This window comes from Paraburkholderia sp. Ac-20342 (assembly GCF_017104985.1).
In the GTDB taxonomy this organism is placed as follows: domain Bacteria; phylum Pseudomonadota; class Gammaproteobacteria; order Burkholderiales; family Burkholderiaceae; genus Paraburkholderia.
The window spans coordinates 21,546-43,951 of record NZ_JAAGPQ010000071.1 but is presented as its reverse complement, the minus strand read 5'-3'; the positions used below and the strand labels follow the sequence as shown (position 1 = coordinate 43,951).

The 22,406-nt window shown below is 60.6% G+C and carries 18 protein-coding genes; 11 read left to right on the top strand and 7 right to left on the bottom strand.

Annotated elements, in window-relative coordinates:
- A partial coding sequence (gene ligK, locus G3N58_RS24755; protein WP_206000449.1) for a 4-carboxy-4-hydroxy-2-oxoadipate aldolase/oxaloacetate decarboxylase occupies positions 1 to 572 on the top strand: 572 nt, incomplete at its 5' end.
- Positions 573 to 607: 35 nt separating this feature from the next.
- The gene (locus G3N58_RS24750; RefSeq protein WP_167039918.1) at positions 608 to 1,267 is read left to right on the top strand and encodes a substrate-binding domain-containing protein; all 660 of its coding nucleotides are present in this window, start codon (positions 608 to 610) and stop codon (positions 1,265 to 1,267) included.
- A 112-nt stretch (positions 1,268 to 1,379) separates the two neighbouring features.
- On the opposite strand, the gene G3N58_RS24745 is transcribed toward G3N58_RS24750, so the two are convergent.
- Positions 1,380 to 2,396, bottom strand: coding sequence for an ATP-grasp fold amidoligase family protein (locus tag G3N58_RS24745; RefSeq protein WP_206000448.1), 1,017 nt, complete (start codon positions 2,394 to 2,396; stop codon positions 1,380 to 1,382).
- A 47-nt stretch (positions 2,397 to 2,443) separates the two neighbouring features.
- Positions 2,444 to 3,415: a helix-turn-helix domain-containing protein gene (locus tag G3N58_RS24740; RefSeq protein ID WP_167039920.1), complete on the bottom strand. Its 972-nt coding sequence runs from the start codon at positions 3,413 to 3,415 to the stop codon at positions 2,444 to 2,446.
- Positions 3,416 to 4,177: 762 nt separating this feature from the next.
- Here G3N58_RS24740 and G3N58_RS24735 point away from each other — a divergent pair.
- The 6 genes from G3N58_RS24735 (at position 4,178) to G3N58_RS24710 (ending at position 12,817) form a co-directional block, all read left to right on the top strand.
- Positions 4,178 to 6,496 (top strand): polysaccharide biosynthesis tyrosine autokinase, encoded by a 2,319-nt coding sequence (locus G3N58_RS24735; protein WP_206000447.1) that lies wholly within the window; start codon positions 4,178 to 4,180, stop codon positions 6,494 to 6,496.
- A 51-nt stretch (positions 6,497 to 6,547) separates the two neighbouring features.
- Positions 6,548 to 7,663, top strand: coding sequence for a glycosyltransferase family 1 protein (locus tag G3N58_RS24730; RefSeq protein ID WP_167284336.1), 1,116 nt, complete (start codon positions 6,548 to 6,550; stop codon positions 7,661 to 7,663).
- A 21-nt stretch (positions 7,664 to 7,684) separates the two neighbouring features.
- The gene (locus tag G3N58_RS24725) at positions 7,685 to 9,130 is read left to right on the top strand and encodes a hypothetical protein (RefSeq protein ID WP_206000446.1); all 1,446 of its coding nucleotides are present in this window, start codon (positions 7,685 to 7,687) and stop codon (positions 9,128 to 9,130) included.
- 86 nt (positions 9,131 to 9,216) lie between these two features.
- The gene (locus tag G3N58_RS24720; protein WP_205988684.1) at positions 9,217 to 10,227 is read left to right on the top strand and encodes a glycosyltransferase family A protein; all 1,011 of its coding nucleotides are present in this window, start codon (positions 9,217 to 9,219) and stop codon (positions 10,225 to 10,227) included.
- Between the two features lie 20 nt (positions 10,228 to 10,247).
- On the top strand, positions 10,248 to 11,564 hold the full coding sequence (locus tag G3N58_RS24715) for an oligosaccharide flippase family protein (protein ID WP_167039546.1): 1,317 nt from the start codon (positions 10,248 to 10,250) through the stop codon (positions 11,562 to 11,564).
- A gap of 50 nt (positions 11,565 to 11,614) precedes the next feature.
- The gene (locus G3N58_RS24710; RefSeq protein ID WP_167039548.1) at positions 11,615 to 12,817 is read left to right on the top strand and encodes a glycosyltransferase family 4 protein; all 1,203 of its coding nucleotides are present in this window, start codon (positions 11,615 to 11,617) and stop codon (positions 12,815 to 12,817) included.
- Here G3N58_RS24710 and G3N58_RS24705 read toward each other — a convergent pair.
- On the bottom strand, positions 12,781 to 14,082 hold the full coding sequence (locus tag G3N58_RS24705) for an O-antigen ligase family protein (protein WP_167039550.1): 1,302 nt from the start codon (positions 14,080 to 14,082) through the stop codon (positions 12,781 to 12,783). The two genes, G3N58_RS24710 and G3N58_RS24705, sit on opposite strands and share 37 nt — an antisense overlap.
- 656 nt (positions 14,083 to 14,738) lie before the next feature.
- Here G3N58_RS24705 and G3N58_RS24700 point away from each other — a divergent pair.
- The 3 genes from G3N58_RS24700 (at position 14,739) to G3N58_RS24690 (ending at position 18,871) form a co-directional block, all read left to right on the top strand.
- Positions 14,739 to 16,253 carry a mannose-1-phosphate guanylyltransferase/mannose-6-phosphate isomerase gene (locus G3N58_RS24700; RefSeq protein ID WP_167039552.1) on the top strand — a complete coding sequence of 505 codons (1,515 nt, stop codon included), beginning with the start codon at positions 14,739 to 14,741 and terminating at the stop codon, positions 16,251 to 16,253.
- A gap of 41 nt (positions 16,254 to 16,294) precedes the next feature.
- The gene (locus G3N58_RS24695) at positions 16,295 to 17,677 is read left to right on the top strand and encodes an undecaprenyl-phosphate glucose phosphotransferase (RefSeq protein WP_206000445.1); all 1,383 of its coding nucleotides are present in this window, start codon (positions 16,295 to 16,297) and stop codon (positions 17,675 to 17,677) included.
- 96 nt (positions 17,678 to 17,773) lie between these two features.
- On the top strand, positions 17,774 to 18,871 hold the full coding sequence (locus G3N58_RS24690) for a sugar-transfer associated ATP-grasp domain-containing protein (RefSeq protein ID WP_206000444.1): 1,098 nt from the start codon (positions 17,774 to 17,776) through the stop codon (positions 18,869 to 18,871).
- A gap of 28 nt (positions 18,872 to 18,899) precedes the next feature.
- Here the strand turns inward: G3N58_RS24690 and G3N58_RS24685 are convergent, their stop codons facing one another.
- The 4 genes from G3N58_RS24685 to G3N58_RS24670 are packed head-to-tail and all read right to left on the bottom strand — an operon-like array spanning position 18,900 to position 22,406.
- The gene (locus G3N58_RS24685; RefSeq protein WP_206000443.1) at positions 18,900 to 19,304 is read right to left on the bottom strand and encodes a hypothetical protein; all 405 of its coding nucleotides are present in this window, start codon (positions 19,302 to 19,304) and stop codon (positions 18,900 to 18,902) included.
- A 19-nt stretch (positions 19,305 to 19,323) separates the two neighbouring features.
- Complete coding sequence (locus tag G3N58_RS24680; protein ID WP_206000442.1) at positions 19,324 to 19,995, bottom strand: RraA family protein; 672 nt, start codon at positions 19,993 to 19,995, stop codon at positions 19,324 to 19,326.
- Positions 19,992 to 21,041 (bottom strand): amidohydrolase family protein, encoded by a 1,050-nt coding sequence (locus G3N58_RS24675; RefSeq protein ID WP_206000441.1) that lies wholly within the window; start codon positions 21,039 to 21,041, stop codon positions 19,992 to 19,994. Before G3N58_RS24675 ends, G3N58_RS24680 begins: the two co-directional genes overlap by 4 nt.
- 48 nt (positions 21,042 to 21,089) lie before the next feature.
- Positions 21,090 to 22,406: an MFS transporter gene (locus tag G3N58_RS24670; RefSeq protein WP_206000440.1), complete on the bottom strand. Its 1,317-nt coding sequence runs from the start codon at positions 22,404 to 22,406 to the stop codon at positions 21,090 to 21,092.

Sequence of the window (22,406 nt, the reverse complement as noted above, 5' to 3'; positions counted from 1 at the left end):
GCCTGCTCAAGCCTTATATGCGCCCGATCTATGCGGGCGCGACGGCGGCCGGCACGGCCGTCACCGTGCTGCTGCATCCCGGCGACAACTGGATGCTGCACGTCGCGGCCGAGCAGATTCGCCCCGGTGACATCGTCGTGGCCGGCGTTACCGCCGATTGCACCGATGACTATTTCGGCGATCTGCTTGCGACGAGCTTCAAGGCGCGTGGCGCGCGCGGCTTGATTATCGATGCCGGCGTGCGCGACGTGAGCGTATTGACCGGGATGCAGTTCCCGGTCTGGAGCAAGGCGATTTCCGCGAAGGGCACCGTCAAGGCGACGCTCGGCTCGGTGAATATTCCGGTCGTCTGCGCGGGCGCACTGGTGACGCCGGGCGATGTCGTCGTCGCGGATGACGACGGTGTGGTCGTCGTGCCCGCCGCGGCGGCGCCAGCGGTACTCGAAAAAGCGGCCGAGCGCGAAGCGCTCGAGAGCGATAAGCGGGCGAAGCTCGCCTCGGGCGTGCTCGGTCTCGACATGTACAACATGCGCGGGCCGCTCGAGCAGGCCGGACTGCGCTACAAGGATTGAACAGCGTGCTTGAGCCGATCACAGGCATTTCGTCGATGGCGACGCGCCAGGTTCTGGCCAAACTCGCCGCATCGTATGAGCGCCGCACGGGACAGCCGGTGGCGATCGAATCGGTTGGCGGTGTTGACGCGGCGCGTCGTGTAGAGGATGGCGAAGTATTCGATATCGTCGTGCTGGCGGAGAACGCGATCGAACGGCTCGCGCTGGCCGGTCATGTCGATTCCGCGAGCCGGGTCGCATTTGCGCGCTCGGGCGTCGCGGTCGCGGTGGCCACCGGTGAGCCGCATCCGGACATCGGCACCGAAGCGGCGCTGCGTGAGGCAATGCTCGGCGCACGCAGCATCGGTTATTCGACGGGACCGAGCGGCACGCATCTGCTCTGGCTGCTCGAACGCCTCGGCATTGCCGGGAGTATTGCTCCGCGTCTCGTGAAGGCGCCGCCGGGCGTGCCGGTGGGTGCGCTGGTGGCGCGCGGAGAGGTCGCGCTGGGATTTCAGCAGTTGAGCGAGTTGATTCACGTAGCCGGTATCGACGTGCTCGGGGCACTCCCGGGCAGCCTTCAATCCATCACGACTTTTACCGCTGCGATCTGCACGGCGGCTCGTCGGCGTGAAGCCGCGCGGGCATGGCTGTCGTCTCTGATTTCGCGCGAGGCCAACGGCGCGAAGATGGAGAACGGCATGATGCCGGCGTGATGGTTCAGCGGTCTGACTGGCAGTGGGAATCGGCGGAAAGCAGCGGGAATCAGCGGTGGAGTCGAAGCTCCCGTGAATGAGCTTGACTGCTTCGCTTGCCTGAGCCGCCGGTTCACGCAAGCAGCTTGCCCCACTCGTAATCGACGCTGTCGGGTGTGAAGGGTAATACGCCCGCGCCCGGCGTGAACGTCAATTCGCCGAAATAAATTTCGTTATCCGGTGCATATAGATCGACGCGAACATAGTCGAAGTCTTCGGCCAATCGCACCGCGACGTCCAGTACCGCTTGCAGATTCCGCGGGGGCGCAGAGGGTGCGGCGCTGCGTTTATAGGGGCCGATGGCGATGTCGAGATGATTCCAGTCGGCGTCGTATACGTCGCCATGGCAGTCGCCGAACCGGTCCGCTATCACGAGGATATAGATGATCGGCCCACCGGGACGGCCGCCAAAGCAGTGCACCTTGAGATCGGCGGGAATCTGGCCGTGCTGGTCGAGCAGCAGGTGCTCGAAGAAGACGCGCGGCTTGATCATCCGATAATGCCGCTCGCGCGCGATGTGGTAGAAGTCGGTCGCCAGCCATTGCTCGGCGAGCATCCGCAATTTCTCGAAAGACGTCTTCGATTTGTCTCTCACCACTTCGACGAAATTGCTGCCGTGATTGGCCTTCATGACGAAGGCATCCGGCAGCGAGTCGAAGACCTCGCGCGTCAACAGCTCCGGCGCGGCGAGAAGCGGTATTAAATACTGCTCGCCGATCTTTGCTGCAATATATTCCCGCACCTTGAGTTTATCGGCCAGATCGATGTAACGCGGATCGGGCTTCAGATTACGTTGCAGGATCTTCTCATTGAACGTGGCGGGATGAAGAAGATTCGGATAGCGGCCAATGCATTTGTGATGCAGCAGACTCACGAAGATGGAGTCCGGCAGCAATGATTTCGCGGCTTCCTTGATCGCTCTCACTCTGGAAGGCGCTTGCCGGCGCTGATGAAGCGGTTCCTCATATTGCCTCGTCTGCTCGCCAGATACCGCGTCAGAGAGGGCAACAGCCCCGTGTTCGGACGCCGTGTCCTGCGTGGCGTCCACCGTATCTTCTTCATCGAACGCGGTGGGTTCGGTGATCGTCATGTTCTTATCCATGAATATATGGGTCGCGAAGCGCTCGTCCCGAAGCATCAAAGAGTGGCGGGAACCTGCCGCAGCATCTCGGCCGTGGTGCCCCAACTTTCCTCGGCCGTCTGCCAGCGCTCCTCGGCTTCTATCTGCTGTTGCGCGCGGAATTGCGTCGGCGACATGCCATAGCGCTCCTTGAAGAGCCGCCCGAGGCGATTGCCGTCCCCCATGCCGCACCGGCGCGCAATCTTGTCGACCGGCAAATCGGTGTTCTTCAACATCGAGCGCACGATTTCGAAGCGCGTGCGCAGCAGGTATTCGAGCGGGGTCATCCCGAATTCGCATTTGAAGCGGCGTTGAAAATTGCGCTTGCTCATCGCGACCGACTCCGCGGCCTGAGCAACCGAGATCGCCTTGCTGTAGTTCTCCTTGATCCAGCGCGCCGACTCGCGAATCTTCTCGGTCGTGGTCGTGATGTTCGCATCGTCGATTTCGGTGCGGCTCTTTTCGGCGTAGCCCGTTTGCAGAATGCGGCCGATTTTTCGGGCCGTATCCGAATTGACGTCGCGCTCTATCTGCGCGATCGCCAGATCGGTCGGCGTAACGTTGCTGGGCGCTCGCGACGCGTCGCCGCTGTCGTCGAACAGATAGATCGGCACCGTGGATTGCAGCGGGTCGTTGCATATCACGGCCAGGTTTGCGCCTTGCTGCATGCCGAACGATGCGATCGAGCCCTGCAATGAGATCCACGACAGAAAGCGGTCATTCGATTCCGCCACTTCGGTGACGTCGCGGCAGGCCACGAAGAATGCATGGAAATCGGCGAGGCAGTAGCGATCGAGTCCTTGGGTCCAGATCGAAATGCCGGAAGAACTGGTCACGAGACCGCCGCCATCCGACAGTACGGAGAGCCGATAGGCCGGTTGTTCACCAGCGGATCTTTTGAACTCGTTGGCAAGCCGGAACGCGTCGCCTATCGCGCCGGTACTGGCCACCGAACAGTTCTGGAAGACGAAAAGACCAATGTGCTTCATCACGCGGGATTCTCCAGACGGGAAAAACTACGCATTGAGATTAGCGCATCGAGGTGATCAAGACGAACTTGGCCGGCATGCGCGGGTGTTTTGGCGTAATCGTCATGATCTGGGAAATTCTTACCTTGAACTCCGTTCGAACGCTTTCTATTACCTGTCTCTCAGTGAAGTTTTTTCTCATTCAATTGGCGCGATTTCGGTACCTCACTTTGTGCCGAAATCGTCAAATACGCGGCGTGGTAAAGGATGAGGCGATATGAGTCCGTTCAAAGCCCGATGCCTCGCACTCGAAGCGCGCAACACGCGTTCTGTCGCGATGTTTCGTGAGAATCGTATAACTCTGTTACACCAATTGCAGATCGCAACAACAGCGTCTGCAAATGTAAAACGCTCCGCACATTCGGCCAATAACACCCGAATTTATGCCTCCGGCGATTGAGTACTTCTTTTTGCGGGCTATGCTTCACCGCAACATCCATAGAGAAGTTGCCCATTGCGATTCGGGGGAATCGGGACTTCGTATTTCGAATTCCCGAGAAGCGCGATTGGCAATGCCGCAGTGGACAACGCAATAGCTGTGTAGCCTTCCGTCGCTCGAGAGGTCCCGAGTGCGGTTCCCCGACCTAACCCGACCCAGCACGTCGCTTCGCCGTGCGCCAGCCAATTCAGGGCCTTTCCGGCCGGCAGCGGCGTCATTTGCAACGTGACGACGCAGAGCGTGTCGTTGATCGTTCTGCTTATCAACCTGTAAGGATCAGACCGGTGGATTACTACCCGCAAAATTCGCTCTATCCCGCCATCGACACTGAGCGCAGGCAGCTCAGTGCGGGCGCGATGCTCACGCTGATGCGTGACCATATCTGGGAAATCGTGGTGACGACGGTCGTCGTCCTCACGCTGGCCGTCACGTATCTGCTGATTGCACAGCCGATCTATTCCGCCGACGTGGTCGTGCGGGTAGACCCGCCCGAGCCGAACGCGCTCGGCCTCGCGTTGCAGAATCAGGACGTGCTGCCGCCGCCCGCGCCGTCGCCGGTGACGGAAGCGGCCGTGATGGAGAGCCGCTCGGTCGTGCAGCCGGTGATCGATCAATTCCGCTTCGACGTCTCGGTGACGCCGCATCGTATTCCGATACTCGGCAATATCGCGGAGAAGTTCGCGACGCCGGGCGAGCCCGCGGCCCCGTGGCTGGGCTTGAAATCGTTTGCCTGGGGCGGCGAGCGCGTGAAAGTGGGTGCACTCGATGTGCCGCATGAACTCGAAGAAGAAAAGCTCACGCTGATTGCACTCCAGAACGGCGCCTACGAGTTGCTCGGTCCGTCCGGCCAGATTCTGCTGACGGGTACGGTGGGCACGGAAGCGAAAGCGAATGGCGTGTCGATGCTCATCAAGGAACTAGATGCGCGGCCGGGTACGAAATTCGAGGTGATCCGCTGGAACGAACTCGATGCAACCAAACGCTTCCTGAATCTCGTCAAGGTAGGCGACAAGGTCAAGGACTCGGGGCTGCTGCAAATCCAGTATCGCGATCAGAGTCCGGAAAAAGCCGCCGACGTTGCCAATGCCCTGGGGCAGCAATATCTCGCGTCCGCGATTGCGAGCCGGCAACTCAACGATACGAAAACGCTCGCGTTTATCAACGGCGAATTGCCGCGCCTGCTCGCCGATCTGAAGAAAACCGAGGAATCGCTGAAGAACTTCCGTTCCAGTTCGCAGTCGATGCAGCCGACCAACGAAGCGCAGGCTTATTTGCAAGGCGGTCTCGATCTCGACAAGCAGATCGCCACATTGCAATTGCAGCGCACGCAAATGCTCGAGCGCTTTACCCCGCAGAGCCGCTGGGTGCAGAGCATCGACGAACAACTGGCGCAACTGAAGGACGCGAAAGGGAAGTTCGATACCCATTTCAACGGCATGCCGGCGTCCGAACGCGAAAGCGTCGATCTGATCCGCGCGCAGAAGGTTGCGGAAACGATTTATCTCGGCATGGTTCAGAAGGCCCAGCAATTGCAGGTTCGGCGCGCCAGTACGACGGGCGGCGCGCATATTCTCGATCCGGCTATCAGCCCGCATCGCCCGGTCATGCCGCAGCCGGTACTCGTGCTCGGCGGCGGGCTGGTGCTCGGTATCGTGTCCGGCGTCATGCTGGTTTTCGTGCGTCGTCATGTGATGACGGGCGTGACCGACCCGAGATTCGTCGAGCGCCGCATGAGCGTGCCGATGTTCGGCGAGATTCTGTTCAGCCAGCAGCAGTTGTTGATCGATCGCAATGCGGCCAGCGTGGGGCACAAGTCCTTGCCGGCGTCTGCCGGGCGCGCCGATCCGCCGCTGGAGAGAAGCGCGCAGGAGATCCAGTTCAGCGCCGGTCACAACAACAGAATTCTCGCCGCGCGCTTTCCGCACGATTCCTCGGTCGAAGCGCTGCGAGGCGTACGTACCGCACTGACTCGCGATCTGGCGCACGCGCGCAACAACATCGTGATGATTACCGGGCCGACGCCCTCGGCGGGAAAGAGCTTCATTGCCGCGAATCTCGCGATTCTGCACGCGGAAATCGGCTCGCGCGTCGTGCTGATCGATGCCGATATGCGGCGCGGCCATCTCGCCTCGCTATTCAACGAGAGCAATCGCGGCGGGCTCTCCGAAGTACTGTCGGAACGGATACCGCTGCGCAATGCCTTGCGCTCGACCGGTATCGACGGATTGACGTTCCTGTCGTGCGGCGTACGCCCCGAGAACCCGGCGGCGCTGCTGATGAAGCCGCGGTTCAGGGAAATGCTGGAGCGTCTGTCGACCCAGTTCGATCTCGTGATCGTCGACACGCCGCCATTTCTCGCCGTGACCGATGCTTCGATCATTGCGAACGAGGCGGGCGCGTCGTTGCTCGTGTTGCGTTCGGGCATGCAAAGCGAGGAGGAAATCGAGGACACGGTCAGGAAGATGGAGCGCGCGGAAGGGCGTATTTCGGGCGCGGTTTTCAACGGTATTCCGTTGCGCCGCAGCACGAAGAATTACGACTACGAGACGAATTACGCGAGCGATTTCGGCGACGCCGACATGGCGCATCGAGCCGTGCACTGAACCGGCACAGGAATAGTTGCATGTGCGACAGCGCGTTAAACGGAGAAGCGGATGGTCTTTGCAATCAACGGAAAGTTTACTTCGCAGACCATGACGGGGGTTCAACGCGTCGCGTATGAACTCACGAGAGCGATGCAGATGTACGCGATGCCGGGCGACGAACTCGAAGTTTTCGTGCCGCAGAATGCCGTCGCGCCAGGCGCGCTGCTCGATAACCAGCGGCGCTTTCCGTGGCTGCGCGGCACGCTGTGGGAGCAGATTACGCTGCCCATCGCGGCGCGCGGAATCACGCTGCTGAATTTGTGCAATACCAATCCGCTTTTCAAACGCGGGCAGATCGTCATGGTGCATGACATGGCGGTCTACGACGTGCCGCAAGGCTTCTCGAGAAAATTCCGGCTCTGGTACCGGATCTGTTTCGCGTTTCTGCGGCGAACGCGTCCCATGATCCTCACGGTGTCGCGGTTCTCGAAGACGCGTATCTGCCACCACCTTAAGATCGATCCGTCGCGCGTGAAAGTGGTGACGCCCGGCGCAGACCATCTCGATCGCGTCGTAGCAGACCCGGCCGTGCTCGAACGTCTCGAACTGGGCAGGGACACGTACTGCGTGATCGTCGGCAGTCTCGATCCGCGCAAGAACCTGCAGCGCGTGCTCGATGCGATTGCGGAGCTCGAACATCTGACCACGGTCAAATTCGTTATCGTAGGGGGACGGAATTCGCGCATCTTTAGCAGCGATGGCGCCGCACATGCCGTGGATTCGAAGCGGATCGTGTGGGCGGGCTTCGTATCGGATAACGAGTTGAAAGCTCTGTACGAGAACGCCGGCTGCCTCGTTTTCCCTTCGCTCTACGAGGGATTTGGTCTTCCGCCTCTCGAAGCGATGTACTGCGGTTGCCCCGTCATCGCATCGGCACGGACGTCGATACCGGAAGTGTGCGGTGATGCCGCGATGTACTGCGAAGCGACCTCGGCGGACGATATCGCGGCGAAGATCTCGCAGATGATGAGCGACGCGGATCTGCGCCAGCAATACCGCGTGGCGGGGCAATTGCGTGCCCGCGAATTTCGTTGGGATCGCACGGCGAAGAAAGTGCTCGAAATACTTTACGAGCACACCGGCGACCGCTTGCCCGACCTGACGCCGCGCGCGTCGGCGAGTTGACTGACATGGACGGGCACGGAAATGAATCGCGTCAAAGTCCATCGAGGCCGAAGGCGGGCGCTGCGCACATTTGCCGCGCTTGCGGCGGGAGCGGTCGTTCCGTTGGCACGGACCCAGCCCGCTCTGGCACTGACACAGGATGCCCAGCGCCAACGTGCGCAGGCCCGTCTTATGACGAACCTGATCGGCACCAACGGCTGGGCCGGTTCGGCCGCCGACATAGAAATGTGGCGCGCGATGGGCATCAGTTGGGGGCGCGGTTCTGTGGGCCCCGGTCAGCCCGATCGGCCTGGTGAAACCATGCGCATCGACAGGACAGGCGCCGCGTTCGATAGCGACCTGCCGCCGGTGCTGATTCGCAATGAACGCAGCGGCATCGGCTCGTTGTTGATACTCGGCTATACGTCGCGATGGAATGCGAGCGTGCCGGGCGATTCGAATTCGGCGCCCGTCGACGTGGACGCATGGAAACAGTATGTCGAGGCGGTGGTCCGCAAGTACTCTGCGCCGCCTTATAACCTGCGTTATTTCCAGATCTGGAACGAGGCTGCCGGCCAGTTGTCGGGCGGCCTGCCGCAGGCCACGTTCTGGCACGGCCCGGACTTCAGCAAGAATGAGAAGCGCTCGAAGCCCTACGAGCGCGCGATGCAGGACTACGTGGAGCGAATTCATATTCCGGCGGCGCGGATTATCCGCAATTACCACGCGTACGTGGTCTATGGCGGCTGGCCGGATCAGGGCGGTCTCGCGAATTTCCAGCAATGGCTGGCGTATCGCAGCCCGGTACTGAACGAGCGGATGCTCGACTGGGTCGACTATATCGACACGCACTATCTCGCCGTTTCCGATCTCGATGCGCTGTATCAGCGGTACGTGAAGAACGGCCCCGCGCGCGGTATCTGGCAAACGGAAATCGGCGACGAGTACATGAAGGACCCGCATTATCTGCCGCGCTATTTCTTCGAGTTTGCGGTATGGGCGCTGGAGAGGGATTGGGACGATGCGGACAAGTATGTATCGATGATCTATCACTGGGATGGCTATGAGCCTTTCCGTCTGACGCATCGCGGGCCGCCGGCGCGAACCTACAACGTCTCGGGGCGCAGCCTGATCGTGCTGCGCAAGACCGCGGGCGGCCATCTCGGCAGTTTCTCGAAGCCCGTGCAGTTCGGCCAGGGCGTGAGCGGCAACGCACTGTTCTCCGGTAGCGATCTCGTCATGCAGGTGAGTGCGAGTACAGGCTGGCAGACCGTCGCCATTGGCGGGCTCGACAGTGCGCGTCTGCGCGAGGCGCAGGTCGATTTTATCGATGCGCTCACCGGCACTACGAGTGCCGCGGAAGATATTGCATCGAACTGGGAAAACGGGCAGATGAAAGTGCGATTCAAAGTACCGAGCCAGATGAATGGTGCCGGCAATAACCCGCCCAGACATCTGGCTTATCTGGTGGTGCGCGGTGCCGCCTGAGCGTAGTCATGGCCCGGTCGCCTGTCGCGAGTATCCCGGATGCCGGTTGTCGGTGTCCCGAACCTGACGAATAGAGTCGAAACATCATGAAACACGTCACCATTGCAATCTGCAACTACAACTACGAGCGCTATCTGCGTGCGGCAATCGACTCGGCGCTCGCGCAGGACTATCCGGATACGCGCGTGATGGTCATCGACGATGGCTCGACCGACAGCTCGCGTGCGATCCTGGAAAGCTATGGCGACCGTATCACCGCCGTCTTCAAGAAAAACGGCGGACAGGTATCGGCATACAACTACGCCATCAGCTTGCTCGACACCGAGTACGTGATCCTTCTCGACTCCGATGACGTTCTGTATCCCGAAGCGGTTTCCGAAGTGATGCGCCTGTTCGATAGCGGTGCATGGTCGAAGGTGCAATTCCGTCTCGACGTCATGGATCGTCAGGGGGCCTTGACCGGCGCTTACGTGCCGCACACCGTGCCGCCTCACGACTGCACGAAGCTATTGCAGGGCGGCTGGCTCTATCCGTCACCGCCCGCATCGGGCAATGCCTACCGGGTCAGCGCGCTCAGGCAGATCTTTCCGGTTCCGGAAGAGGGCGTGAATCGCTATGGCGCGGACTTTTACGCGATTTACGGCGTTGCGCTGACCGGGACGATTGGAACCGTGCCGAAGTCGCTCGGCGGCTATCGCGTGCATAACGCGGGAGGCGAAACTGTATCGTTCGCGAACTCGGAGCAACTGAACAAAGCGCCGAGAGCATTCAACATGCGATGGGCGATACTGAGAAACATCGCCAAGGACCGGCTGAATCTGGAGCTCCCGCCGACTTTCCATGACTTCTCGCACGAGAAGGCGACGTTCTGCTCGACCCTCTATCGCGCGAAGCTCCTCTCGCGCTGGCGCTGGATGCTCCACGATTCGAGCGGTTATCTGCATACGATCATTGCGAATCCATTCTGGGGCGTGAAGAAAAAGCTCGGCACGCTCGTGCTGTCGAGCCTGTGTCTCCTGCCTTATTCGCCGCTGTCCGATTTTGCCGTGCGCTATATCGCCAACCCGCTCGCACGCCGGCGTGCGACCGGGCGTTGAAGGCCGGGAAGGAGACGGGAATGGATAAACGGGCGAGCGCCAATGTAATCGCGTTTGTGTACGGCGGGTATCTGATGAGGTACGTCTATCTCATCATCGTCGTGCCGTTTTATGGCCGGGTTCTAGGCGTTGCCGAGTACGGCAGGGTGCTCGCGTCGATGTCGCTGATGAACGTGATCTGGATGCTCGTGAGCTACGGATTCACTTTCGTCGGCATGCGCGAGGTGTCGAAAGCGCATTCGGCGGCCGAATGCAATTCGATCTATTCGCTGCATGTCAGCGCGCGGCTGATTCTGGGCGTAATCGGCGCGGCGATCGGCGTCGTGGCGACGATGAGCTCGCCGGTATTGTCCGAGCGGCCGCTTATCGGCCTGCTGGCGACGCTGCTCGGCATCGTCTCGGCGTTGAATCTCGGCTGGCTGTTTCAGGGCCGCCAGCACTTCCGTACGCCGATCATGATCGAGGTGTTCGGTTTTGCATTGAGCCTCGTACTGGTGCTGAGCCTGGTCAAAGGACCCGGCGACGCCGTGTGGGTCCTGGCGAGCCTGCTGATTTCAGGCATTGCGTCGTCGCTCGTTGCCTATGGCCTCGCGACTCGTCAATTGGGCTGGCCGCGCCTCAAGCTCTCGGGTGTCGTGCCGCTCGTGCGCAGCTCGACGATGCTGTTCTGCTATTCGTCCGGCTCCGTGGTGCTCACGGCATCCTCGACCTATCTGATGACGCTCCTGTCGACGCCTGCACAGGTCGGCTATTTCGGTGCGGCGGAACGCTTTGCGACGATCGGACTGAGCCTGATGGGGCCGGCTTCGCAGGTATTCATTCCGACGATATCGCGGCAACTCGCGAACGGCGACAAGGAAGGCGCGCGCGTTACGACGCGTCGCGGCGCGTTCCTGCTGATGGGCTACGGCATGCTCGTGCTGTGCGGCGCCTTGACGCTTTCGCCTTTTGTTCTGCCGCTCATCCTGGGCCAGGCGTTCGAGCCCAGCGCTCACGTGCTTCAGGTGTTCGCGTGGATGTTTCCCTTCGCGGCTTTCAACGAATTCGTCGCGTTCTACGTATTCGTGCCGCGCAAAAAAGACCGCTTGCTCGCCGTTGTCGGTGCCTTATCCGGGCTCGCCAATCTCTGCGCGGCACTGATTCTTGCACCGCGCTATGGCGCGATGGGCATGGCGACCGCGCGCGTGATCGGCGAGTCGACATTGTCCGTGATTCTGATGGGCGTATTGATCCGTCTTGAACTGGTTAGCCTGTTGCCCGGCGCCGAGCGTGCCATGGAGCGGGTGCGGATTGCATTCGGTTTGCACACACAGGCGCAGGCGGGCAAAGAAGATTGATGTGGTGAAGGATGTCTGGGGGTTCGATTGGAAAGTCACAGGAGGTCGAAGTGAAAGTCGCTATTGTTCACGATTGGCTGGTGGTCTCGGGCGGCGCCGAGAAAGTATTGAAGAACATCATCGAGTGCTTCCCGAATGCGGACATCTTCTCGATTGTCGATTTTCTCGAAGACCGCGAGTGCGTAAAGGGGAAATCGGTCAACACGTCGTTTATCCAGAGAATGCCGTTCGCGAAGAGACGTTACCGCGCTTATCTGCCGCTGATGCCGCTCGCGATCGAGCAGGTCGATCTGTCCGGCTACGATCTCGTGATTTCGAGTTCGCACGCGGTGGCAAAGGGCGTGTTGACCGGACCGAACCAGGTGCATATCAGCTACGTCCATTCGCCGATCCGCTACGCGTGGGATTTGCAGCACCAGTATCTGCGTGAATCGCACCTCGACACGGGCGTTCGCTCGATGCTGGCGCGCGTGCTGCTGCATTACATTCGCGGCTGGGATTCGCGTTCCGCGAACGGCGTCGATTATCTCGTCGCCAATTCGCAGTTCATTGCGCGGCGAATCAGAAAGGCCTATCAGCGCGATGCCACGGTCATTTATCCACCGGTCGATCTCGCCAATATGAAGGTTCGCATGCAGAAGGACGACTTCTACGTCACGGCTTCGCGCATGGTGCCTTACAAGCGCATCGATCTGATCGTGCAGGCGTTTTCGCAAACGCCCGAGCGCAGGCTCGTCGTGATCGGCGATGGCCCCGAGATGAAGAAGATCAAGGCTGTGGCCGGAGAAAACGTGGAGATTCTCGGCCATCAGCCATCCGATGTTCTGATCGACCATTTGCAGCGCGCTCGCGCATTCGTGTTCGCGGCCGAGGAAGACTTCGGTATTTCCGTCGTGGAAGCACAGGCATGCGGTACACCGGTTATCGCATTCGGCCGGGGCGGAGCACTCGAATCGGTGGTGGGCTTGCCGCTCGAGCGGGCCACCGGCGTGTTCTTCAACGCACAAACGGTGGAATCGTTGCTCGAAGCGGTCAGCCGGTTTGAAGACAACGCGGGCGTATTCGACCCTCGTCGGTGCCGCAGGAACGCCGAGCGTTTCTCATCGGAGAACTTCAAGAAATCGCTCAAGGGTTTTGTCGAGTCGCGGCTTCCGGGTGCCTGTGTCGAACAGGCTTTGCCACCTGCACCGAGCGCGCCGCGCCCCGTCGAAGAACGTCATCTCGCCGACCTCGCCGACGTTACTACGCCCTGAGATTGAGCCGGGCGTTGCTGCACGACGCTCGCCCTGCGGCGCGTACGCGGATCGAACGCGAACACGGAAGCAGTGAGCGGGCGTGCCGCAAGCAGCAGTGAGATCACCAGAGAAAGAATCAGAACATTCGACGGCGACACCAGCCGATGTTCGGTGGCCGACATCACGAGCAGGCACACCGACGATATTTCGACGAAGCGGAAAGCCGCGAAATTACGCCCGCCATCGACAAGGGCCGCGAACGCCGCGCCCTGTTTGCTCCACTCGACCAGCTTCCAGTAGAACGCCAGTATCAGCGTCAGGCCCACCACGCCGAGTTCGGCGAGGATGTTCAGATAAGAGTTGTGGGCGTGGGAGTCGCTATGTTCGATGATGACGTCGGACGGAACGCCGAGTAGATGAAAGTACGAGGCGACGCTGCCGATATGGTCGTCGAACGAGCCGAAGCCGAGACCGACAATCGGGCTCTGTTCGAAATAGGCGAGTGCGCGCGGCCACAGCCATTCGTAGCGAATGTCCAGATTGGCGACCTTTTCGTCCTGATTGTGGATCGAGAACGTGTAGCCCATGTAATCGACGGTCGGATCGGTATGGTGGATCGCCATCGCGAGCGAACCGGCCAGCATGGCGGCGACCAGCGAAGCCAGAATCCAGCGTTTGCGGCCAAAGTACAGATACGGAAGGATCGCTGCCGCACCGAGCAGCGAGCCCCGGCTGTAGGTGGAAAACAGCATGAGCGCATTGCAGGCGAGCAGCGCGACGAGCAGCTTGCTGCGCTTTTGCAGGTAGCACGCGACACCGAGGCAGAACAGCATGGCGAAGAAGCCGCCAGCCGCATTACGGGCGATGAAGTAGCTGCCGAACGTATCGGCGGGATGCGTGAAAATGCCGATCAGGCCGTTTTCGACAATGTAGTAAGCGTAGAGCGGCAGATTGATGAGAACCGCGAACGTGAAGAACGTGCGCAGTACTTTGTTCAGATCCCAACGGTGCGCATACAGACAACCGGCAAAAATGGGTGCATACGAAATGAAGAAATTGCCGTCGCGGCGGTAAAAATCGAACTCCAGAAAGGACCGCGGATCGTAAAGCAGCGTCGAGGCAATGACGAAAAGCGTGAACGCGGTAAACGGTGCCATAAACGCAGGATAGCTACGCCCATAGAAGCGCCATGAGCAGAAGATAAGGGGCACGAAGCCAATTGCACTGATCGGCACGAAATTGGTGACGGTCAGAAAAAGTGCGAGCAGTGAGATATAGGCCATTGCAACTCCGGAAAACAGTAGCGCGCCGTTCGATGAGCTGGCGATACGCTGGATGACGGCGTGAACATGAAGCAGGATGCTGGCGTTGCACCGGCGAAAGACACGATAGGTGTCCGTCTTTGACATGAACTTTGACACGAATGTGTCGAGACGTTCATCTGAACGGTAGCACGTGTAGGTGATGATTTCCAATCTTCAGCGTGCTGTCTGCAACAGGAATGCAAGCTCGTTCGTATTCCTCGCAATCGGAGACCGCAGCCAGAGCCAAAACTTCCACGGTTCGCGCCAGAACGGCTTATTTCAGTATCGGCTGACTATGATGGGACACATCGGGGCGCGATGTGTCGCGAATGTCGCGATCAGTATCGTGAACATCGTTGCCTCACTTGTTCTTTCGGTTTTTTCGTTATCCGGTCGTCGTCGAACAGACGGCAGCGATCCGGCCACGCGGTTCTGCGTATTTCCCGAACGAGCCGGACTCCATACCGGCATCTGTCTTTCACTGCGAACTGAGCGGCTGGTCGGGTCTGTCCGACGCGGACGTCCTGTCATTAATCACACAAGAAGGCATCGAGACGATTCACGTCGCAGCGCGTCAGGCGTTGGCGTCGACAGAGAATCGTGCGCGAGCCGGCTTCGATGGCGAGGAGTTACAGATGAGTAAGGTTGGCGCGGTGGCAGCTACAAGAGATACCGATGCGACGCTGCAGCACGAGGTCGATATTCCGCCTCTCGTGCCGGTGATTCTGGCCGGCGGTTCGGGCACGCGGCTGTGGCCTGTGTCGCGAGAACAGTTTCCGAAGCAGTTGATCGATGTGATCGGCAATCAGACCTTGCTGCAGGCCACGATGGGACGCATGGCCGGCTTCGAGGGCGCATGGGATGTCGCGGACGATCCGGTAATCGTTTGTGGTGCCGAGCATTATTTCGCTACGTGCGAGCAGGCGCGCGAAATCGGCGTGAATGCACGCATCGTGGTCGAACCCGCGCGGCGCGACACCGCGCCCGCACTGACGCTCGCGGCACTGGCCGCATGCGCCGACAACGAGGACGCGATTCTGGTCGCCATGCCCGCGGACCATGCCATAGCGAATCTCGATGCGCTTCACCACGCGATTGGCATCGCGGCGACTCACGCGCAGGAGGGCGCCATCGTCACGCTCGGTGTGCCGCCTGAGCGTCCCGATACGGGGTTCGGCTATATCCGTCTCGGCGGTGCCCTGAAGGATGGCGCGCGCCATATCGAACGATTCGTCGAGAAGCCTGCGGTGGAACTTGCGGCGCAGTATGTCGGCTCCGGCAATTACTGGTGGAATAGCGGTATTTTCGTCGTGCGTGCTTCGATCTGGCTCAAGGTCATCGGGCAATGCCAGCCGGAAATGCATGCCGCCTGCGTGCAGGCCTATCGCAATGCCAAACAGACCGACGAATGCCTGATGCCGGAAGCGGCCGAGTTCTTGCGCTCGCCCGCCGATTCGATCGATTACGCGGTGATGGAGCAACTCGGCAAGCCCGGCTCGACATTCACCGGTGTCGTGGTGCCGCTCGAAGCGGGCTGGTCCGATCTCGGCTCGTGGGATGCGGTATGGCAAGCGATGGAGAAGGACGAATGCGGCAACGCTTCGAATGGCCGCGTGCTGTTCGAAGGCGCGACCGCGACCTATGCGCGCTCCCAGGGCGGCCGGCTGGTCGCCTGTGTCGGCACGGACAACCTGGTCGTGATCGAAACCGACGACGCGGTGCTCGTCGCGGATCGCGCGCACGTGCAGGACGTCAAGGAGCTTGTGTCGCGTATCCGGCGTGAGAAGTCGCCGGAAGCGGACACGCACAGAAAAGTCCGTCGTCCATGGGGCTTTTACGATTCCATCGATCAAGGCGAGCGCTTTCAGGTGAAGCGCATCGTCGTCAGCCCGGGGGCGCGTCTGTCGCTGCAAATGCACCATCATCGCGCGGAGCACTGGGTGGTGGTGAGCGGAACGGCATTGGTCACGCGCGGAGACGAGCAGTTTCTGCTCGGCGAAAACGAGTCGACCTATATTCCGCTCGGTATTCGTCATCGGCTCGAAAATCCGGGCCGCGTGCCGCTGCAGATTATCGAGGTTCAGTCCGGTACCTATCTCGGCGAAGACGACATCGTCCGCTTCGACGACAAGTATGGGCGTTGCGGCTAATGCGCTGGAGTCGAACGGAACCGCACCCTCAGGAGGCTGCAATGCGATTGCTGACTGGTCTACTGGCGAGATGTTTCGACGTGGCGATGATCGTTGCGGGCGCTTTCGCGGCCTCGCAGATTCGCTTCGACGACGGCTCGCAACGGAGTTTCTACTTTGCGTTCGTCGCGTTTGCCGCAGCGTTTTCTCTTGCCGTGTTTCCGGCGCTCGGCGTCTATGACTCATGGCGCGGCCGCTCGAAGAGAGCACTGGCCGGACATATCGCGTTGAGCTGGCTCGTCGTGCAGGCCTGCGCGATGGTGCTGATGTTCTCGCTGCACCGGATCGATCTGGTGTCGCGGCTCTGGTTCGCGTACTGGACCGGTATTTCCGGGGCCGCGATGATGGCGGGCCGCATGCTGACGCATGCGCTGCTCGGCCACGTGCGCGTGGCGGGAATGAACTTGCAGCAGGTCGCGGTGGCCGCCTGCGGAGATCATTGCGACGAAATCATCCGCAAGATAGAGCAGTCGCCGGCCGCCGGGTTTCGCGCGAATGCGCTCTATAACCTGAGCGCCGGTTGCGGGCTCCCGACGGGCTCGTCCGTGCGCGTGTTCGAACGGCATGAGGCGTTTGCCCGCTACGTGCGCGAGCAGAACATTGGCGAAGTATGGCTTGCACTGCCGCTTTCGGAAGAGCGCGCGATTCTCCGGCTCGTCGCGGAGTTTCGTAACGATCTGATCAATATCCGCTTCATGCCCGACGTGCGCACGCTCGCGCTTTTCGAAGGCAGCATGACCGATCTGCTCGGTCTGCCGACGATCAATCTTGCCGCGTCGCCGTTGCCGCCGAATGCGCTGGTGCAGAAAGACCTGTTCGATCGTCTCTTTGCGCTCTTTGCATTGATTGCGGTTTCGCCGATTCTGCTTGGCTGCGCAATTGCGGTCAAACTGAGTTCGCATGGACCGGTGTTTTTCAGGCAACGCCGCAAAGGCGCGGACGGGCGTGTCTTTACGATCTACAAGTTCCGCACGATGCGCTTGCATGAGCAGAAGGCCGGTGTGCTCGAACAGGCCACGCGTGGCGATCCGCGCATTACGGCGGTGGGTGCTTTCCTGCGCCGGACCAGTCTTGATGAACTGCCGCAGTTCTTCAACGTATTGCGCGGCGATATGTCCGTAGTGGGGCCGCGTCCTCATGCGCTCGAACACGACGATCTCTATCAGAACATCGTGTCCGGCTACATTCATCGCTATCGGATCAAGCCCGGCATTACCGGCTGGGCGCAGATCAACGGCTTTCGTGGTGAAACGGATCGGCTCGAAAAAATGGAAGGCCGCGTCGCGCACGATCTGTACTACCTGAGGAACTGGTCGTTCTGGCTCGACGTCAGGATCATTCTGGCGACGATTTTCAAGGGACTTCATCATTCGAACGCGTATTGAGCGCTCGGCATGAGCGGTCAATACAGGGCACTGGGCGAGATAACGGGTGGGAATAATAGGTAGGAACAACACCCGGACATTGGCGGACATAACGTGATGCTATCCGACGTTGAGAGTGTAGTGAGGCGATCCGCGAAGCGGGTCGCGCAATACCGTTTTCACCTCGACCATGCCGCGCAGGCGAAACGGGTATTGCAGCTACTCGAAGAAAAGTACGGCCGCGCCGATCCGGCGAACCTGAAGCTCGCGGACGCCTATGCGAGCGACGTGTTCGGCGACGCGATCTACGCGCCGTGGCTGCGTGTCTACACGGCATTCAACGGCGCGTTCAAGGAAGGCTGGATTCCCGACAACTACTATGCGACCGTGGTGATGCCGTATATGAAGGGCGGGTACGGCAAGATTTCGAACCTGAAGCCGATATCGCAGCTGATCTTCGGCGGCGACGTATTGCCGGACCTCGCGTATTACGTCAATGGCCTGTTTTTCACGGACCAAAGCGTGGTCGTGCCGGCGCACGAATTGAAGGATATTATCTTCGAGCACACCGAGCGCGTGGTCTTCAAGCTCGATGGATCGATGCAGGGCAATGGCGTGCATATCTTCGACAGGACGAATTTCGACCCCGAGGTCATCCGCTCGCTCGGCAATGGCGTGATCCAGAAGTTCATCATTCAGCACCGGCTATTCAAGGCGTTCGCATCGAAACCGGTGGCAACGTTGCGTCTGACCACCGTGGTGGACGATGCCGGCCGTATTTCGCTTCGCGCGGCTTTCCTGCGGCTTGGAAGAGCGGACGATACGCATATCCTGATCGATCGCGAAGTCTGCGTGCCCGTCAAAATCGAAACGGGCGAGTTGTGCGACGAAGGTTATCTGGGCGACTGGGGCGCAGTCGACGCGCATCCGGATTCGGGTGTGCGTTTTGCGGGCATGAAGCTGCCTGAATTTGCGCAGTGCGTCGCGACCGTGTTGAGACTGCACGGAAAGATTCCGTTTGCGCGTTGCGTCGGATGGGATGTGACCGTCGATGCCGACGATCGCGTGCAGGTCATGGAGTGGAACGGCGAGCACAACGACGTGAAGTTCAGCGAGACCACGCAAGGGCCCTGTTTTATGGGGCTGAACTGGGAGAAGCTGCACGCCGCGCCCGGGTTTTCACCGCGGGCGAGCAGCCAGGGCAGAACGCCCTAGTCGGTAGGCGGGAGGCGGGAGAAGCGTGTCATGCGGAAAGCGGCACGTCCTCGATTAATTCGGCCTTGACCACGCGAATCCTGCGGTCGACAAAGTACCCGCCGCCTTCGACATAGCGTAGATAAAGACGCGCGCACAACGAGCATTGCCACACACCGCAGCGGTTGTACGGGAAATAGCGCGGGGCGATAGGCGCGTCTGCGGACCAGTAAGTGGTTTTATTCGGCAGGTACTCGCTGAAGGTCGGCTCGGGATCGTCTTCCGGCATCAGCGTGCCGACTTCCTCGAATAGCGTTTCGTCGAGAGAGAGCGGCTGCGATTGCCAGCCGTCGAGCGGCGTACGGGTGCATTCGCAAGGCTCGCCGGCGCGCGGCTGTTGTTGCGCGGCGCGCGCGAGGGCGAGCAGGGTGGCGGCGTTCAGTTGTTGCACCATGTGGTGATTGGCAGGTGGTTCATGATCCGGTCATCATCCGGTCCCGTTGCGCGGCGACCCATGCGCGGTCGAAAGTACCGTTCGCAATCGACGCGAGTGCGGCCGTTTCTTTCGCCTGCTGTTGTCGCGCGCCTTCGATGACGGCGTCGACGTCGGCGGGCGAAATGGCAAGCAGGCCGTCTTCGTCACCGACAATGATATCGCCTGGATGCACCACCATGCCACCTATCGTGACCGGCACGTTGATTTCTCCGGGGCCGTTCTTGTAGGGACCGCGATGCGTGACGCCGCGCGCGTACACCGGAAAGTCGCGTTGCCGCAGCGCGCCGACGTCACGAATCGCGCCGTCAATCACGAGACCCTGCACGCCGAGGCTTTCCGCGTACGTCGCCATGATTTCGCCCATCAGCGCCTGCGTGAGATCGCCGGCGCCGTCGATAACGAGCACGTCGCCGGGCCGGCAGAACTCGAACGCACGGTGAATCGCGAGATTATCGCCGGGGCGGGTATGGATCGTGAGCGCCGTGCCGGCCAGCGGCTTTGGCCGATGAAACGGCCGCAAGCCGATCGCGCCGCTCGCGCGCGCCATGTTGTCGCTGAGCAGCGATACCGCGAGTTCGCGCAAAGCCGCGAGCGTGGCCGGACTCGCTTGCGGCGCGCATTCGTATTCTCGCCATCCTGCTGGATTCATGCGCTTGCTCCCTGTGCTGCGAATGGTTGAAATTGTCGATCGAGTTGCCGCGACAGCCGTGCATACACACTGCACGCGTTGTCTTCGTAAATACGTTGCCGGTCGGCGTCGCTGAGCCATTCGATCGCATCGATATAGCGGCGCGTATCGTCATAGTAGTGGCCCGTGCGCGGATCGATGCCTTGCACCGCGCCGATCGTTTCCGACGCAAACAGAATGTTCTCGACCGGAATCACCTTCGCGAGCAATTCGGCACCGGGCTGGTGGTACACGCAGGTATCGAAGAACACGTTCTTCAGCAGATGCTCTTCGAGCAATGGTCGTTTCATGTCCTGAGCGAGTCCGCGATAACGCCCCCAGTGATAGGGCACAGCGCCGCCGCCGTGCGGAATGACGAAGCGCAGCGTGGGGAAGTCCGCGAACAGATCGCCTTGCAGCAATTGCATGAATGCCGACGTATCGCCATTGAGGTAATGCGCGCCGGTGGCATGGAAATTCGGATTGCATGACGACGATACGTGAATCATCGCCGGCACGTCGAGGTCCACCATCGCTTCGTAAAGCGGATACCAGTGGCGGTCCGTGAGTGGCAGGCCGCTCCAGTGTCCGCCTGACGGATCGGGGTTCAGATTGCAGCCGATAAAGCCGAGTTCCTCGACGCAGCGCCGCAATTCGCCGACGCAGTTCAGCGGCGATACATCCGGTGTTTGTGGCAACTGGCACACGCCGACGAAGTGACGCGGGAACAGTTCGCAGACGCGATGCACGAGATCGTTGCATTCGCTCGACCACTGCGCGTTCGCTTCGGCGCCGGCGAGATGATGGCCCATGCCCGCCGCGCGCGGCGAGAAAATCGTTAGATCGGTGCCGCGTTCGCGTTGCACGCGCAATTGGCCGTTTTCGATGCTTTCTCGAATCTCGTCGTCGCCGATAAACGGCCGGGGCGGCGGCGCGGCGCCGTCCTTGAGCGCAGCGATCTGCTGCGCGCGCCACGCTTCGTGTTGCGGCGGAGAGGTCGTGTAATGACCGTGGCAATCGATAATCATAGTGGGCAGTACCTTTGCGGTTGCGTGCGATTCAGAGGCGATTCAGGTTCACGGCGCGGCATTGCCGGCCGCGAGCGATGCGTCTTCGTCGTCGGCCGGTGTCACGCGCATCACGAGGGCGATGATCGTCGCGACGACGAGAAACGCCGCGATCGTCAGCAAGGCGAGCTTGAAATTGCCGGTCGCGTTACGCACGATTCCGATGCTCCACGGTCCGACGAGGCCGCCGAATTGCGCGATCGTGTTGATGAGCGCGATGGTTGCCGCGCCCGCCGCGCCGGTTCGGAACGACGACGCGAGACTCCAGAACAGCGGATTGCCCGCATAGATGAAGAGGCCGGTCACGCACAGCAGCGCATAAGCGATCGCGGGGCTCGGTGCATAGGCGCTGCCGGCGATGGCGAGCGCACTCATGCCATACACGAACGCGAGATGTTTCTTGCGGTCGCCCGTGCGATCGGAACTGCGGCTGATGATGAGCGTGCCTAATACACCGAGCAGCGGCGGGGCGGCCGACAGAAAGCCGACTTCGATATTGCTCAAATCGCCAAGGCTCTTGACGATTTGCGGCAGCCAGAGGAAGAGCCCATAAATGCCGACCAGGGCGCAACCGAACAGACAGGCGAGACTCCAGACGCGGATGTCGCTCGCCACGCGCAGCAGCGGAAAATGCCGGTTACCGCCGAGCGCTGCGCGTTCCGCCGCGAGCGTCGATTCGAGCCAGTTCTTTTCCTCGCTGGAGAGCCAGTCGGCATCCGCGGGGCGCTCGGTCATGATGCGCAGCGTGACGAGACCCAGGAGCATCGCAGGCACGCCTTCGAGAATGAACATCCATTGCCAGCCCGCGAGACCCCAAATACCGTTCGCGTAGGTCATCAGCAGGGTCGAAATGGGCCCGCCCAGCACGGCGGAAAACGAGCCCGCGACGATATAGCCGCCGACCGCGCGCGCCCGATAACGCACCGGAAACCATTGGGACAGGTAAACGGCGACGCCGGGCAGAAAGCCGGCTTCCATGACGCCGAGCAGAAAACGCAACACGTAGAAGCTGACGTCGTTGAATACGAACGCCGTAGCGGCGGCCACCGCGCCCCATGTCAGCAGAATGCGCGCAATCCAGATGCGCGCGCCGACGCGATGCAAAAGCAGGTTGCTCGGCACTTCGAGCAGCATATAGCCGACAAAGAAAATACTGCCCGCAAAGCCGAACACGGCCGGGCTGAAGCCCAGCTGCTTGTTCATGTCGAGCGCGGCGAAACCGATATTGATCCGGTCCAGATAGTTGACGAACATCATCGCGAAGAGCAGGGGCATCAATCGCCCATACACTTTGCGCATCGTTGCGGTTTCGTCGAATGCGGTCAT

Excerpts from the sequence above, each read along its gene's own strand:
- G3N58_RS24750 (WP_167039918.1), top strand. The coding sequence starts at position 608 with ATGGCGACGCGCCAGGTTCTGGCCAAACTCGCCGCATCGTATGAGCGC.
- G3N58_RS24745 (WP_206000448.1), bottom strand. The coding sequence starts at position 2,396 with ATGACGATCACCGAACCCACCGCGTTCGATGAAGAAGATACGGTGGAC.
- G3N58_RS24740 (WP_167039920.1), bottom strand. The coding sequence starts at position 3,415 with ATGAAGCACATTGGTCTTTTCGTCTTCCAGAACTGTTCGGTGGCCAGT.
- G3N58_RS24730 (WP_167284336.1), top strand. The coding sequence starts at position 6,548 with ATGGTCTTTGCAATCAACGGAAAGTTTACTTCGCAGACCATGACGGGG.
- G3N58_RS24725 (WP_206000446.1), top strand. The coding sequence starts at position 7,685 with ATGAATCGCGTCAAAGTCCATCGAGGCCGAAGGCGGGCGCTGCGCACA.
- G3N58_RS24720 (WP_205988684.1), top strand. The coding sequence starts at position 9,217 with ATGAAACACGTCACCATTGCAATCTGCAACTACAACTACGAGCGCTAT.
- G3N58_RS24715 (WP_167039546.1), top strand. The coding sequence starts at position 10,248 with ATGGATAAACGGGCGAGCGCCAATGTAATCGCGTTTGTGTACGGCGGG.
- G3N58_RS24705 (WP_167039550.1), bottom strand. The coding sequence starts at position 14,082 with ATGGCCTATATCTCACTGCTCGCACTTTTTCTGACCGTCACCAATTTC.
- G3N58_RS24700 (WP_167039552.1), top strand. The coding sequence starts at position 14,739 with ATGAGTAAGGTTGGCGCGGTGGCAGCTACAAGAGATACCGATGCGACG.
- G3N58_RS24695 (WP_206000445.1), top strand. The coding sequence starts at position 16,295 with ATGCGATTGCTGACTGGTCTACTGGCGAGATGTTTCGACGTGGCGATG.
- G3N58_RS24690 (WP_206000444.1), top strand. The coding sequence starts at position 17,774 with ATGCTATCCGACGTTGAGAGTGTAGTGAGGCGATCCGCGAAGCGGGTC.
- G3N58_RS24685 (WP_206000443.1), bottom strand. The coding sequence starts at position 19,304 with ATGGTGCAACAACTGAACGCCGCCACCCTGCTCGCCCTCGCGCGCGCC.
- G3N58_RS24680 (WP_206000442.1), bottom strand. The coding sequence starts at position 19,995 with ATGAATCCAGCAGGATGGCGAGAATACGAATGCGCGCCGCAAGCGAGT.
- G3N58_RS24675 (WP_206000441.1), bottom strand. The coding sequence starts at position 21,041 with ATGATTATCGATTGCCACGGTCATTACACGACCTCTCCGCCGCAACAC.
- G3N58_RS24670 (WP_206000440.1), bottom strand. The coding sequence starts at position 22,406 with ATGACCGCATTCGACGAAACCGCAACGATGCGCAAAGTGTATGGGCGA.